The 14741-nt window shown below is 65.6% G+C and carries 10 protein-coding genes; 2 read left to right on the top strand and 8 right to left on the bottom strand.

What is annotated here, in order from left to right:
• The 6 genes from NCCP691_RS16020 to NCCP691_RS15995 form a co-directional block, all read right to left on the bottom strand.
• Positions 1-161: ABC transporter permease subunit (locus NCCP691_RS16020; protein ID WP_444980941.1), on the bottom strand; the 161-nt coding region annotated here is incomplete at its 3' end.
• A 171-nt stretch (positions 162-332) separates the two neighbouring features.
• Positions 333-1541: an ABC transporter substrate-binding protein gene (locus tag NCCP691_RS16015; RefSeq protein WP_220809558.1), complete on the bottom strand. Its 1209-nt coding sequence runs from the start codon at positions 1539-1541 to the stop codon at positions 333-335.
• Between the two features lie 79 nt (positions 1542-1620).
• On the bottom strand, positions 1621-2331 hold the full coding sequence (locus NCCP691_RS16010) for an ABC transporter ATP-binding protein (protein ID WP_220809557.1): 711 nt from the start codon (positions 2329-2331) through the stop codon (positions 1621-1623).
• Positions 2331-3101, bottom strand: a complete 771-nt coding sequence (locus NCCP691_RS16005) for an ABC transporter ATP-binding protein (RefSeq protein WP_220809556.1) — start codon at positions 3099-3101, stop codon at positions 2331-2333. The genes NCCP691_RS16010 and NCCP691_RS16005 overlap by 1 nt, the downstream gene beginning before the upstream one ends.
• Positions 3102-3364: 263 nt before the next feature.
• Positions 3365-5065, bottom strand: a complete 1701-nt coding sequence (locus tag NCCP691_RS16000) for a GMC family oxidoreductase (RefSeq protein ID WP_220809555.1) — start codon at positions 5063-5065, stop codon at positions 3365-3367.
• Positions 5066-5349: 284 nt separating this feature from the next.
• Positions 5350-6861 carry a CoA-acylating methylmalonate-semialdehyde dehydrogenase gene (locus NCCP691_RS15995; protein ID WP_220809554.1) on the bottom strand — a complete coding sequence of 504 codons (1512 nt, stop codon included), beginning with the start codon at positions 6859-6861 and terminating at the stop codon, positions 5350-5352.
• A 107-nt stretch (positions 6862-6968) separates the two neighbouring features.
• Between NCCP691_RS15995 and NCCP691_RS15990 the strand changes: the two genes are divergently transcribed.
• Both NCCP691_RS15990 and NCCP691_RS15985 read left to right on the top strand, forming a co-directional pair.
• Positions 6969-7844, top strand: a complete 876-nt coding sequence (locus NCCP691_RS15990; RefSeq protein ID WP_220809553.1) for a LysR family transcriptional regulator — start codon at positions 6969-6971, stop codon at positions 7842-7844.
• A gap of 315 nt (positions 7845-8159) precedes the next feature.
• Complete coding sequence (locus tag NCCP691_RS15985; RefSeq protein WP_220809552.1) at positions 8160-8927, top strand: 5'-methylthioadenosine/adenosylhomocysteine nucleosidase; 768 nt, start codon at positions 8160-8162, stop codon at positions 8925-8927.
• On the opposite strand, the gene NCCP691_RS15980 is transcribed toward NCCP691_RS15985, so the two are convergent.
• Both NCCP691_RS15980 and putA read right to left on the bottom strand, forming a co-directional pair.
• The gene (locus tag NCCP691_RS15980) at positions 8913-10856 is read right to left on the bottom strand and encodes an AsmA family protein (protein ID WP_220809551.1); all 1944 of its coding nucleotides are present in this window, start codon (positions 10854-10856) and stop codon (positions 8913-8915) included. The two genes, NCCP691_RS15985 and NCCP691_RS15980, sit on opposite strands and share 15 nt — an antisense overlap.
• Before the next feature lie 131 nt (positions 10857-10987).
• Positions 10988-14671, bottom strand: a complete 3684-nt coding sequence (gene putA / locus NCCP691_RS15975; protein ID WP_220809550.1) for a trifunctional transcriptional regulator/proline dehydrogenase/L-glutamate gamma-semialdehyde dehydrogenase — start codon at positions 14669-14671, stop codon at positions 10988-10990.
• Positions 14672-14741: the final 70 nt, after the last annotated feature.

The raw sequence follows: 14741 nt of genomic DNA, 5'->3' as shown, positions 1-14741 counted from the left end.
GCCCCCATCATGTACAGCGCGCCGTGCGCAAAGTTGATCACGTTGAGCAGGCCGAAGATGACGGCCAGGCCGAGCGACAGCATCGCGTAGAACGAGCCGTTGACCAGGCCGAGCAGCAGCTGGCTCAGCAGCGCCTGCAGGGGGATGCCGAATATTTCCATAATCTTTTATTCACAAGGGACTGCGGGATGACGCGCGTGCGGCGCGTGTTCGGAACTGCGCTTCTTCCGGCACTGGAAGAAGACGGGAGCGGAGGCGGACGTCGTGCCGCCCGCCCTGCTCCCTCGCCTCCCCCGGCGGCGGGAGAGGCGTGACTGCAACGTCAGATCAGCTTACTTCCAGAGCGAGCACTTGGAGTCGGCCTTGGTGGTCCATGCCTGGTCCGCGGGGATGGTCTGCACCACCTTGTAGTAATCCCACGGATACTTGGACTCGGACTTCTTCTTCACTTCCATCAGGTACATGTCGTGCACCATGCGGCCATCGGGACGGATCTCGCCGTTCTTGGCGAAGAAGTCGCTGATCCTGGTCTTCTTCATCTGCGCCATCACCTTGTCGGCATCGTCGGTGCCGGCGGCCTTGACCGCGTTCAGGTAGTGGACGGTGGCCGAGTAGTCGGCGGCCTGCAGCATGGACGGCATCTTCTTCATCTTCTCGAAGTAGCGCTTGGACCACTTGCGGGTGTCCTCATTGAGGTCCCAGTACCAGCCGTCGGTCAGGTACATGCCCTGCGTCAGGTCGAGGCCGAGCGCATGCACGTCGTTGATGAACATGAGCAGGCCGGCCAGCTTCATCGACTTGTTGATGCCGAATTCGTTGGCTGCCTTGATCGAGTTGACGGTATCGCCGCCGGCGTTGGCCAGGCCGAGGATCTGCGCCTTGGACGACTGCGCCTGCAGCAGGAAGGACGAGAAGTCGGAAGCCGACAGCGGATGCTTGACGCTGCCGACGATCTGGCCGCCTGCGGCCTTGACCACGTCGGAGGTGTCCTTCTCGAGCGAGGCGCCGAACGCATAGTCGGCGGTCAGGAAGTACCAGCTCTTGCCGCCCTGCTTGACGATCGCGCCGCCGGTGCCCTTGGCCAGCGCCACCGTGTCATACGCATAGTGGACGATATAGGGCGAGCACTCCTCGTTGGTCAGGCGGGCCGAGGCGGCGCCGATGGAAATGAAGGGCTTCTTCTTCTCGGTGGCGACTTTCGCCATCGACAGGTTGGCACCGGAGTTGGTACCGCCGAGCAGCATGTCCAGGCCGGCCTGGTCGAACCATTCGCGCGCCTTGGAGGCGGCGATGTCGGCCTTGTTCTGGTGGTCGGCGTAGATGAACTCGATCTTCTTGCCGTTGATCTGGCCACCCAGGTCGGCAATCGCCATCTTGATCGCCTCGACGCCGCCGGCGCCGTCGATGTCCGCGTACAGGCCGGACATGTCGGTGATCAGGCCGATCTTGATCACGTCGCCCGAAATCTGGGCATTGGCGCTTGCTGCGGCGCCCAGGGATGCTGCGGCCGAAACGGCTACTGCCATTGCTTTCAACTTCATTTCCATCTCCTTCTTTTATTGATCATCATGCGCGAACGCATGTGCTTCTTCGAGCTTGTGGAACGACCAGGCTCCTTCTTCATACTCCGAGCAGGGAATTCAGCACGGGCATCTTGTCATTCAGTTCGGACGAGGCAAACGATTCGACGATCTGGCCATGCTCCATCACATAGAAGCGGTCGGCCAGCGGCGCGGCGAAGCGGAAATTCTGTTCCACCATCACGATGGTGTAGCCCTTGGCCTTGAGCGTGGTGATCATGCGCGCGAGCGCCTGCACGATCACCGGCGCCAGGCCTTCGGAGATTTCATCGAGCAGCAGCAGGCGGGCGCCGGTGCGCAGGATGCGCGCCACCGCCAGCATCTGCTGCTCGCCGCCCGACAGCCGGGTGCCCTGGCTGGAGCGGCGCTCCTTCAGGTTGGGGAACATGTCGTAGATTTCTTCCACCGACATGCCCTTGTCCGTCTTGGAGACGAAGGGCGGCAGCATCAGGTTCTCTTCCGCCGACAGCGACGAAAAAATGCCCCGTTCCTCGGGGCAGTAACCGACGCCGAGATGCGCCACTTTATAGGTCGGAAGCTGGATCGCCTCCACCCCGTTGATCCTGATCGATCCCTTGCGCGCGCCGGTCAGGCCCATGATCGCGCGCAGCGTGGTGGTGCGGCCGGCGCCGTTGCGGCCGAGCAGGGTCACCACTTCGCCGTGGTTCACGGTGAGGTTGACGTCATGCAGGATGTGCGACTCGCCGTACCACGCATGCAGGTTGGTGATCTGTAGTGCGGGTGCCGCCATCAATGCGCTCCTTGCAATTGCCCCGAGGTGGTGCCCATGTAGGCTTCCATCACCTGCGGATTCTTCGAGACTTCTTCATAGGTGCCTTCGGCCAGCACCGCGCCGCGCTGCAGGACCGAGATGCGGTCGCTGATGCCGGCGATGACGCTCATGTTGTGCTCCACCATCAGGATGGTGCGGCCGGCCGACACCTTCTTGATCAGTTCGGTCACGCGGTGCACGTCTTCATGGCCCATGCCCTGGGTCGGCTCGTCGAGCAGCATCAGCTCCGGCTCCATGCCGAGCGTGGTGGCGATCTCGAGCGCGCGCTTGCGGCCGTAGGGCAGATCGACCGTCATCGTGTCGGCGAATTTTTCCAGGTCGACCTCGGCCAGCAGCGCCATCGCGCGGTCGTTGAGCTGGTTCAGCGTCTTTTCGCTCTTCCAGAAATGGAAGGAATTGCCGAGCGGCCGCTGCAGCCCGATGCGCACGTTCTCCAGCACGGTGAGGTGCGGGAAGACCGCCGATATCTGGAAGGAGCGGATCACGCCCTGGCGTGCGATCTGCGAGGGCTTGGCCATCGTGATGTCGCGGCCGTTGAAAAGAATCTGTCCCGACGTCGGGACCAGGAATTTGGTGAGCAGGTTGAAACAGGTGGTCTTGCCCGCGCCATTGGGGCCGATCAGCGCATGGATATGACCGCGCTGCACCTGCAAGCTGACATTGTCGACCGCGGTAAAGCCCTTGAAGGCCTTGGTCAACTGCCTTGTCTCCAAAACTACGTCCGCCATGGGTTCTCCCTGTTGGCTGTTATTTGGCATCAGGCGGGCATCGTGCGCCGCCTTTCCCTCGCCTGGCAACCGCAGGGCAGGTCTTGCCCGGCGAATTGCAAAGTACACAGCAGGCCTCGGGGGGAGGCAATACGCCTCGTAAATCTTCTGCCTGTTGTTTGGCCTGTATCAATTCCTTACATGTATTGATGACAGGCAACGCGAGGCAATGTTAGCACAGGGGTTTTTGCCGCTCCAACAACTCCTTGTCAAAAAGAATTCACTCAGATCTCGACCGGTGGTGTGGCGGGTTCGGCCTGTCGCTCAGCGCGTGCAGCCGGCGCCGCGCCAGCAGGCTTCGCACGATCGGCCTTGATCCACTCCGCGGCCTTTTCCGCCACCATGATGGTCGGCGAATTGGTATTGCCCGAGGTGATCACCGGCATGACCGAGGCATCGACCACGCGCAGCCCGCGAACGCCCCTCACCCGCATCCGGCTGTCGACCACCGCAAGCGGATCGTCGTCGCGGCCCATCTTGCAGGTGCCGACCGGGTGGAAAATCGTGGTGCCGATGTCGCCGGCGGCCTTGGCCAGTTCTTCATCGGTGCGCAGATGGGCGCCGGGCTTGAATTCCTCCGGCGAATAGCGGTGCAATGCCGGCTGCGACACGATGCGGCGGGTCAGCGCCAGCGCGTCGGCGGCGACCTTGCGGTCTTCCGGCGTGCTCAGGTAATTGGCGGTGATCTTCGGCGGCGCGAACGGATCGCCCGAGGCGATGCGCACATGGCCGCGCGCGGTCGGCCGCAGATTGCAGACGCTGGCGGTGAAGGCCGGGAACGGATGCAGCGGTTCGCCGAAACGCTCGAGCGACAGCGGCTGCACATGGTATTCGAGATTGGGCGTGACCTGCGACGGATCGGAGCGGGTGAAGGCGCCGAGCTGGGACGGCGCCATCGACATCGGCCCGCTGCGGGTGAAGGCGTACTCCATGCCGATGCGCATCTTGCCGAACCAGTTGTTGGCCAGCGTGTTGAGGGTTTTGACGCCCTGCACCTTGAATGCCATGCGCAGCTGCAGATGGTCTTGCAGGTTTTCGCCGACGCCCGGGGCATCGACCGCGACAGGAATGCCGTGTTGATGCAGCAGTTCGCCGGGACCGATGCCCGACATCTGCAGGATCTGCGGCGAACCGACGGCGCCCGCGGTGCAGAGGGTTTCCTGCGCCGACTCGGCAAACCATTCGGTGCCGCCGCCGGTGAATTCCACGCCGCTGCAGACCAGTCCCTGCTCCGTCTGCCGCAGCCGCAGCCGCTTCACATGGCAGCCGGTCATGATGTCGAGCTTGCCCTTGCGGCCGGCGGTCGGCCTGAGGAAGGCGCGCGCGGTGTTCCAGCGGAAGCCTTTCTTCTGGTTGACCTCGAAATATCCACAGCCTTCGTTGTCGCCGGTGTTGAAATCGTCGACCTTGGGAATGCCGAGCTGGGCGGCGGCGTCGCGAAAGGCGTCAAGGATTTCCCAGGACAAGCGCTGACGCTCGACCCGCCATTCGCCGCCGGTGCCGTGGTAATCATTGGCGCCGCCGTGATAGTCCTCGCTCTTCCTGAACACCGGCAGCACGTTCTGCCAGCGCCAGCTGTCGTCGCCGGTCAGGTCGGCCCAGGTGTCGTAGTCGCGCGCCTGGCCGCGCATGTAGATCATGCCGTTGATGGAAGAACAACCGCCGAGCACCTTGCCGCGCGGGTAGATCAGGCTGCGACCGTTCAGTCCGGGATCGGCCTCGGTGCGGAACAGCCAGTCGGTGCGGGGATTGTCGATGCAATACAGGTAGCCGACCGGGATATGGATCCACATGTAGTCGTCCTTGCGGCCGGCTTCCAGCAGCAGGACCGAAATGCCGGCGTCCTGGGCGAGACGATTGGCGAGTACACAGCCGGCGGAGCCGGCACCGATGATGATGTAGTCGTATTTGCCTGCTGATTCCACGCTTTTGCTCCTGTTGACTCTGCCTCGCGCCCGCCTGACAGAGCAGGGGGTTTTTTATTTTGTTTTTGATGTATACGAGTAGTAGTAGTTGTTAACAACCCCGCGTCCCTGTGGATAAGTCGGTTTACCGCTTTCTTCTCAAGGACTTGAGGCCTGCGGAAACGGCTGGACAAGTGCTGTACTGCGGGAGGATGGATTCGGGATAAAAAAAACCCTTCCCCGATCTTCACCGCTTGTCCCGTTTACATCCAGCGCTTGCCCACCAGTTTATCCACAGGCCTTGTTCACTTGGCAACGGGCATGGTGAATTCCGCGCCCTTGGCGATGGAATCCGGCCAGCGCTGCATCACCGACTTGTAGCGGGTGTAGAAACGGATGCCTTCTTCGCCGTAGGCATGGGCGTCGCCGAACAGCGAGCGCTTCCATCCGCCAAAGGAATGCCAGGCCATCGGCACCGGGATCGGCACGTTGACGCCGACCATGCCGACTTCCACCCGGCGCGAGAATTCGCGGGCGGTGTTGCCGTCGGAGGTGAACAGCGACACGCCATTGCCGAACTCATGGGCGTTGATCAGCTTCAGGGCGGAGGCGAAGTCCGGCACGCGCACGATGCACAGCACCGGCCCGAAGATTTCTTCCTTGTAGATCTTCATGTCCGGGGTGACATGGTCGAACAGCGAGCCGCCGAGGAAAAAGCCGTTTTCATGGCCCGCCACCTTCAGCCCGCGGCCGTCAACCAGCAGTCTGGCGCCAGCCTGCACCCCGTCTTCGATATAGGCTTCGATCTTGGCCTTGTGCTGGGCGGTCACGACCGGTCCCATTTCGGCTTCGGCTTCCATGCCGTTCATGACTTTCAGCGACTTGACCCGCGGGATCAGCGCCTCGACCAGTTTGTCGGCGACGCTGCCGACCGCGACGGCAACCGAAATCGCCATGCAGCGTTCGCCGGCCGAGCCGTAGGCCGCGCCGATCAGCGCATCCACTGCCTGGTCGAGATTCGCATCGGGCATGACCACCAGGTGATTCTTGGCGCCGCCGAGCGCCTGCACCCGCATCGGATACGGTCCCTTGCGCTTCGCGCCCTCGGTGTAGATGTATTCGGCGATCGGGGTCGAGCCGACGAAGGACAGCGCGTTCACGTCCGGATGCTGCAGCAGCGCGTCGACCGCGACCTTGTCGCCCTGCACCACGTTGAACACGCCGTCGGGCAGGCCCGCCTGCCTGAACAGGTCGGCGATCATCAGCGAGGGCGTGGGATCGCGCTCGGACGGCTTGAGGATGAAGGCATTGCCGGTGGCAATCGCCATCGGCGCCATCCACATCGGCACCATGAACGGGAAGTTGAAGGGCGTGATGCCGGCGGTGACGCCCACCGGCTGGCGCAGCTGCCAGTTGTCGATGCCGCCGCCGATGTTGTCGGTGAACTGGGTCTTGAGCAGCTGCGGCGCGGCGGTTGCGAATTCCACCACTTCCAGGCCGCGGGTGACTTCGCCGCGCGCATCGGAAAACACCTTGCCGTGCTCGCGGGTGATGGCGGCGGCGAGGTCGTCGTGGTGCTTCTCGATCAGTTCCTTGAACCTGGACAGGATGCGGGCGCGCTTGAGCGGCGCGGTCTCGCCCCAGGCCGGCGCGGCGGCGCGGGCGGCGTCGACCGCGGCATGGACTTCTTCCACGCTGGCCAGCGCGACACGGGCGCTGACTTCGCCGGTGGCCGGGTTATACACATCCTGCAGGCGGCCGCTTATCGATTCCACCACCTTGCCGCCGATGTAGTGCTGGATGAGCTTCGTCGTCATAAGAATTCCTTTGGCTGGAGAAGAGTTTTTCACAGCTTATTCCCCTGCCTGCCGCGAATCCAATGAGTTCTTGTCAAGAACAATATAAAACGATCTTATAATCAGGCATGGACTTCAACCAACTGCGCGCCTTCGTCACCGTCGCGGAAGAAGGCAATCTCACCCGGGCCGCCCAGCGCCTGCACCTGACCCAGCCTGCGGTCAGCCTGCAGATCAAGTCGCTTCAGGCCAGCCTGCAACTGCAACTCTTCACCCGCACCGCCAGCGGCATGGTGCTGACCGATGACGGCGCCAAGCTGCTGCCGTTCGCGGAACGGGTGATGGAAAGCCTGAATGAATTCCGCCAGGGCGCGGCCTCGCTGCACTCCACCCTGTCCGGCAGCCTTGCCATCGGCACCATCCTCGATCCGGAATTCATCCGGCTCGGCGCCTTTCTGCGGCGGCTGGTGGAAAGCTATCCCCAGATTTCCACCCGCCTGCAGCACGGCATGTCGGGCTGGGTCCAGCAGCAGATCAAGAGCGGCCAGCTCGACGTCGGGTATTTCCTCGGCACGCCGGGCAAGGAATTCCACGCCCAGGTGCTGACCAGCTTCACCTATAACGTGGTCGCGCCGCAGGGCTGGACCAGCCGGGTCGCGGGCAAGGACTGGCCGGCGCTCGCCAGGCTGCCGTGGATCTGGACGCCGCCGGAATCGGCGCATCACCGCCTGCTGACCGGCGTGTTTTCCAGCCATCGGGTGGTGCCGAACAAGGTGGCCATGGTCGACCAGGAGCCGTCGATGCTCGACCTGGTGAAATCCGGTGTCGGCCTGTCGCTGGTGCGGGAGTCGATCGCGCTGCGCGAGGCGCATGCGCACGGCCTGGTCATCGCCGACGCGGTGAACCTGCACACCGACCTCACCTTCATCAGCCTGGCGCGCCGCCGCAACGAACCGGCCATCGCCGCCGCGTTTGCGCTGCTCGAAGGTTTGTGGCGGCGCTGACTGTGGAAAAGTCTCTGGATATTGGCTGGATGTAAACGGGACAAGCGCGGAAATCTTCCCCGGACCGTTTTTTGTCCCGAATCTGTCCTTGCGGCATACAGCGCTTGTCCCGCCGCTTGTACAGCGGCGAAGTGCTTGATCGAAAAGATGTTAACAGACTTATCCACAGAAACGGGCCGACGTTAACCATTACCACTATTCGTATACTTCACAATCATCTGGAAAACCCCTCTTTTCCCGGCAGCCGTCGCGCGCTTGCGCGAACACCCCGTCAGCCCCTAAGCTAGCTGCTTTACCGCCTTGCAATACTCGCCCATGCTTCCCAGACCCAGGCTTGGCCTGATCAGCGCGCTTCACCAGGAACAAGCCGGCCTGATCGAACAGATGCAGGACCGCCAGACCGTCACGCGCGGCATGCGCGACTACACCAGCGGCCGCCTGTGGGGCATGGACTGCGTCTGCGTGCTGTCGCGCATCGGAAAAGTCGCGGCGGCAGCGACGGTCTCCACCCTCATCGAGCGCTTCGGCGTCACCCATGTCCTGTTCACCGGCGTCGCCGGCAGTGTGGACAAGCGGGTGAAAGTCGGGGATATCGTGGTGGCGGACGCGCTGGTGCAGCACGACATGGATGCGCGGCCGCTGTTTCCGCGTTTCGAAATCCCGCTGCTCGGACAGGAACGTTTTGCCTCCGACCTGCACCTGACCGACAGCGTGGCCCTGGCGGCCGGCGAATTCCTGGCCGCCGGCCTCGGCGGCATCGGGGAGTCGGACCGCGCGGCCTTCGGCCTCGACCGGCCGTCGGTGCACCGGGGCCTGATCGCCAGCGGCGACGAGTTCATTCACCGGGGCGAGCGCCATGCCGCGCTCAGGCAGGCTTTTCCCGACCTGCTCGCGGTCGAGATGGAGGGCGCGGCGGTGGCTCAGGTCTGTTTTGAATTCGGCCTGCCGTTCGCCGTGATCCGCACCATTTCCGACGGCGCCGATGAAGGCGCGCCGCTGGATTTCATGCAATTCATCGAACGCGTGGCCGCGCGCTATGCCTACGGAATCGTGGAACGCTATTGCGCCTCAGGGCGAGGCTGAGGCGATCAGGCCCGCGCAGGCATTGGTCTCGCCCGGGCCGACTTCGATCAGCGGCAACAGGGCCGCGCCCAGCGGCGCCAGCAGGCCAAGCGCCAGCGCGCTGCCGGCGCGCAGGGCGAGCACGCCGCGGTCGGCCTCCAGCTCGGGCTTGGCGATACTGCCGCGCACGTGCAGCGGCGTGCGCAGCGACAGCAGCTGCACGCCCTTGGGATGGGGATGGATGGTGAGATCCAGCTTTTCCTCGCCGAGCAGTATCCTGCCGTCGAGCGCCAGCTCGGCCTGATCGGTATCGACGACGAAGGCGCGCGGCCGCAGCACCCCCTTCTCCACCGTGAAGTCGCCGGCGGCGCAGCGGATGTCGACCTGGCGGTCGCCGAACAGGTTCGTCAGCAGCAGGCTGCCGAAATTCATGCCCATGCTGTCGAGCAGGCGCTTGCTCAGCGAGCCGCGGTCGATCGCGGTGCGCACTTCGCCGCCGGCGGCGCCGAGCACCGCGGCGAAGGAATGGCCGCGGCCCTGCAGGCGCGCATCGGCGCTGAGTTCGCCGCTCCCGCCCGGGCTGCCGGGTGCCTCGGGCAGCAGGCGCGCGAGCTTCAGCCGGCGCGCGCTGAGCGTCATTTCCGCCTGCACCGGCTTGCGCCGGCCGTCGAGACTGATCTCCGCGTTCACTTCGCCGCCGGCCGCCGCAAAGCGCAGCGGCGCGATGCGCAGCAGACCGCCCTGCAGCCGGACATGCGCATGCAGGTCTTCCACCGGCCATGCCTTGCGCCGCATCGCTTTCGCCGCGCGCAGTTCCACATCGGTGTCGATGCCCTGCCAGCGTTCGCTGCGGAACGGCGCCACCGGGAACAGCTTGCCCTGCGGCTGCACCGTGCGGTCGCCGCGCCGCTTGCGGCTGTCCCTCGAGTCGACGCCGAGCAGCGGCGCGAGGTCGGCCACCCGCAGCAGCTTCGACGTCACCCTGCCTTCCAGCAGGGGCCGCGGCTCGCGCGGATGGTAGATCAGGGTGCCGTGGAGGTCGGTGGCGCCCATCTTGCCGCTGAAGTCTTCATAGCGCCAGTGCAGGCCTTCCTGCTCACGCGACAGCAGCAAGCGCCCGGCGGTGGAAAACGGCGGCGTCTCCGGCAGCAACAGGCCGGTCAGCGGATACAGCCTTGCCATGCTCACGCCTTCGACCTGCAGGCGGAGGTCGAGGCCGGGACGGGAGCGCGGCGCGGACAGGGCGCCTTTCGCGTCGATGCGGGTGCTGCCGGAACGCAGCCGCAGCGAGAGCGGAAAATTCACGTGCTCATTCTCGAGCGCGAGGACGCGGGCGCTGCTGCCCTCGCCTTCCAGCGGCTCATTCTGCATGCTGCCGCTGAAACGCCATGCAAGCGTTTCGTCGTCCGGGGCCTCGGCTTCGGCGTCGAGCGACAGCTGGCGTACCGCGTCGCGGATCTCGACCCTGCCGCCGTTGACCGCAAGCCGGCGCAGCCCGAATTCCCAGCCGCCGCCGCCGTCGGGGAAATCCCAGTTGGCCTGGCCCTCGGCATTGCGTTCGAGCAGGAGCGCAGGCGCGTCGAGTTCCAGCACGGGAATGAGCACCCGCTTTTCGAGGGCGGCGAGAGGATTGACGGTCAGGCTAATGCCGCTTGCCGTCAGCATCACCGGCTGGGACGACCAGGAAGCGTTGCCGAAGACGATGTCGCGGGCGACGATGCGGGGCCAGGGCAGCCAGGCGCGCCACCCCTTCTCCCCCTGCGATGCATGCCAGCTGAGCGCCAGCTCTCCGCGGATCTCGAGGGTACGGCCGCTGGCCTGCTCCACTTTCTGTTGCAGCCAGGGTCTGGCGCGGTTCCAGTCATAGCCGGCGGCCAGCGACAGCGCGAGCGCTGCCAGGGCGAGCAAGACGAGCCCGCCGGCGATGGCGATGCGAAGCGCGCGTGACATGTGCTTGAGATGCCGCCGCAGGCACCGGAGTTCGCCGAGCTGCGTTGCCGCAACCCGGGGCAGGACGCGCAAAACAAAAGAGCCGGCGCAAGGCCGGCTCTTCGGGACCGCAAAGCGGATACGAAATCGCGTCAGGCGCCCAGCGTCATCAGGCTCGCATTGCCGCCGGCGGCGGTCGTGTTGACGCACACCGCGCGTTCCGCGACCAGGCGCCACAGCGGCACCGGCTTGTCGCCATCGGTCTCGACCGCCACCACCAGCGCGCCGTCGCGCGCGGCGAGCAGCGGCAGCAGTGCCGGCAGCTGCGCCTTTTCCAGCAGGGCGAGCTGCAACGATGCCTCCGCCAGTTGTGCGCGCTTGAGTACGACGACGGCATCGCGCGCCTGCGCGGGCAGGCCTGCCGGCAGCAGCGCGGCGGTGTCGGTATCGATCACCGCGCGGTTGCCGGTGGCAAAGCAGGCAGCCAGCTGGTTGAGCAGCGCGGCGAGCGTGCCGGCGCTGCACAGCACCTGTCCGCGCGGCGCGAATGCCAGGCTGTTGCGTTCGCCGGTCGGGCCGGGCAGCACCATCGCGGTATCGAGCAGGCTGGCATGCAGATAGGCGTCGCCGAGTTCGGCGATCTGCGCATGGCCGTGCGTCCTCGCCCAGCCCACCAGGCTTTCCAGCGCCGCATGGCGGGCGCTTTCTCCCTTGCGGTGAATCGTGTGCGCCGCCTGCTTGACCTCGGCATTGCGCTGCAGCCGCTTCAGGTAGAGCGGGCCGCCGGCCTTGGGACCGGTGCCCGACTTGCCTTCGCCGCCGAAGGGCTGCACGCCGACCACCGCGCCGACGATGTTGCGGTTGACGTAGATGTTGCCCACGTGCGCCCGGCCGGTGATGAAGTCGATCGTCTCGTCGATGCGGGAATGCACGCCGAGCGTCAGGCCATAGCCGGTGGCATTGATGGCGTCGATCAGCTGCGGCAGGTCGTCGCGGCGGTAGCGCAGCACATGCAGCACCGGGCCGAACACTTCGCGCTGCAGGCTGGCCAGGCTGTCGATCTCGATCACCGTCGGCGGCACGAAGGTGCCTTCGCCGCAGGCCGGCGGCAGTTCGAGCTGGTAGACCTTGCGGCCCTCGCCCTTCATGCGCGCGATGTGGCGCAGCAGGTTTTGCTGCGCCTCGGCGTCGATCACCGGGCCGACATCGGTGGACAGCCGGTCCGGGTTGCCGATGCGCAGTTCCTGCATCGCCCCCTTGAGCATCTTCATCGTGCGATCGGCGATGTCCTCCTGCAGGCACAGCACGCGCAGCGCGGAGCAGCGCTGGCCGGCGCTGTCGAAGGCGGAAGTGAGCACATCCTGCACCACCTGTTCCGGCAGCGCGCTGGAGTCGACGATCATCGCGTTCTGGCCGCCGGTCTCGGCGATCAGCGCCACCTCGCGCCCTTCGTCGGCGGCGCGGCGCGCCAGCGTGCGGTTGATCAGCTGCGCGACTTCGGTGGAGCCGGTGAAGATCACGCCCGCCACGCGCGGGTCGCCGGTCAGCGCGGCGCCGACGGTTTCGCCGCGGCCGGGCAGGAATTGCAGCGCCGCCGGCGGCACGCCGGCCTCATGCAGCAGCTCGACCGCGCGGCAGGCGATCAGCGGCGTCTGTTCGGCCGGCTTGGCCAGCACCACGTTGCCGGCCGCGAGCGCGGCGCTGACCTCGCCGATGAAGATGGCGAGCGGGAAGTTCCACGGGCTGATGCAGACCACCGGACCGAGCGCCCCGGCGGGCGGCGACTGCCGCACGTCGGCGGCGTAGTAGCGCAGGAAGTCGACCGCTTCACGCACTTCGGCGATCGCATTCGGCAGCGACTTGCCGGCCTCGCGCACCGCCAGGGCGAGAAACTCCGCCATGTGCTGTTCCAGCAGTTCGGCGCCGCGCTCGAGCATGGCGGCGCGCGCCGCGGGCTCGACCGCCTGCCATGCGCCGGCGGCGGCCTGCGCCGACAGCAGCGCGCTTTCCACTTCCGCCGCGCCTGCTTCGGATACGCTGCCGACGATGTCGCGGCGATCGGCCGGATTGACGACCGGCTGCGGTTGCGTCGGTGCCGCGATGCCCTGGGCGAGCAGCGGGCGCGCCTGCCACTGGCGCGAGCCGAGCGCGTCGAATGCCTGGCCGAGCTGGCGCAGCAGGTTTTCATTGCTCAGGTCGAGGCCGGCGGAATTCCTGCGCTCGGCGCCGTACAGTTCGGCCGGCAGCGGGATCATCGGATGCGGGCTGCCGCCCAGCGCCGTCGCCGCCGCGAAGGGATCGGCGATCAGGCTGTCGATCGGCACGCTTTCGTCGACGATCTGGTTCACGAAGGACGAGTTGGCGCCGTTCTCCAGCAGGCGGCGCACCAGGTAGGCGAGCAGGGTTTCATGGGAGCCGACCGGCGCATAGATGCGGCAGGGCTTGCCGAGCTTGTCGGCCCCCACCACCTGGTCGTACAGGGTTTCGCCCATGCCGTGCAGGCACTGGAATTCATAGTCGTCGATGCCGCGCTCGCTCGCCCAGGCATGGATCGCCGACAGCGAGTAGGCATTGTGCGTGGCGAACTGCGGATAGATCACATCCGTCATGCCGAGCAGCTTGCGCGCGCAGGTGAGATAGGAAACGTCGGTGTACACCTTGCGGGTGTAGACCGGATAGCCGGGCATGCCGTCGACCTGGGCGCGCTTGATCTCCGCGTCCCAGTATGCGCCCTTGACCAGCCTCACCATGAACTTGCGACCGCTGCGGCGGGCAAGGTCGGCCAGGAAGTCGAGCACGAACGGGCAGCGCTTCTGATAGGCTTGCACCACGAAGCCGATGCCGTCGAAGCCGGCCAGGTCGCCGTCATGCGCCAGCGCTTCCATCAGGTCGAGCGAGATCTCCAGGCGGTCGGCTTCCTCGGCGTCGATATTGAGGCCGATGTCGTAGCGCTTGGCCAGCAGCAGCAGCGACTTCAGGCGCGGCAGCAGCTCTTCCATCATGCGCGCGTGCTGGGCGCGGGAATAGCGCGGATGCAGCGCCGACAGCTTGACCGAAATGCCGGGGCCGTTCCTGATGCCGCGGCCAGCCGATGCCTTGCCGATCGCGTGGATCGCCTCTTCATAGGCGGCATAGTATTTCGCCGCGTCTTCCTCGGTCAGCGCGGCCTCGCCGAGCATGTCATAGGAATAGCGATAGCCGCGCGCTTCATTGGCGCGGCTGTTGGCCAGCGCTTCGTCGATGGTCTGGCCGGTCACGAACTGGTTGCCGAGCATGCGCATGGCCAGGTCCACGCCCTTGCGGATCAGCGGCTCGCCGCCGCGGGCGATGAGCCGGGTCAGCGCGCTGCCCAGGCCCTGCTCGCTGTTGGTCGACACCAGCTTGCCGGTGATGAGCAGGCCCCATGTCGCCGCATTGACGAACAGCGACGGCGATTCGCCGAGATGCTTGCGCCAGTCGCCCTTGCTGATCTTGTCGGCGATCAGGCGGTCGGCCGTCTGATGGTCGGGAATGCGCAGCAGCGCCTCGGCCAGGCACATCAGCGCCACGCCCTCTTCCGACGACAGCGAGAATTCATGCATCAGCGCATCCACGCCGGAGGCGCGGGTACGCTTTTCGCGCACCGCCGACACCAGGCGCCGGGCCATGTCCTGGATCTTCGATTGCGCGGCGGGCGAGGCCTGGTTCTGGCCGAGCAGCCATTGCACCGCCTCGCGCTCGTCGCGGCGGTAGGCATCGGTGATGGCCTGGCGCAGCGGTGCCGGCGCCGGCGAGAGTTCCGCGTGGAAGGCGCCGAAGGGGGCGGCGGAGACGGGGGGGCGGGTTGCAGTCAGCATGTTGATCCGGGAACAATTCTTGGAAAAATAATGGATGGATTGTATGAAGGATCGCCAAGGATTAATTCTG

The organism is Noviherbaspirillum aridicola, from assembly GCF_019656455.1.
GTDB classification, from domain to species: domain Bacteria; phylum Pseudomonadota; class Gammaproteobacteria; order Burkholderiales; family Burkholderiaceae_D; genus Noviherbaspirillum; species Noviherbaspirillum aridicola.
Note: the sequence above shows the minus strand (reverse complement) of the source record. Positions and strands in the feature narration are given on the sequence as shown.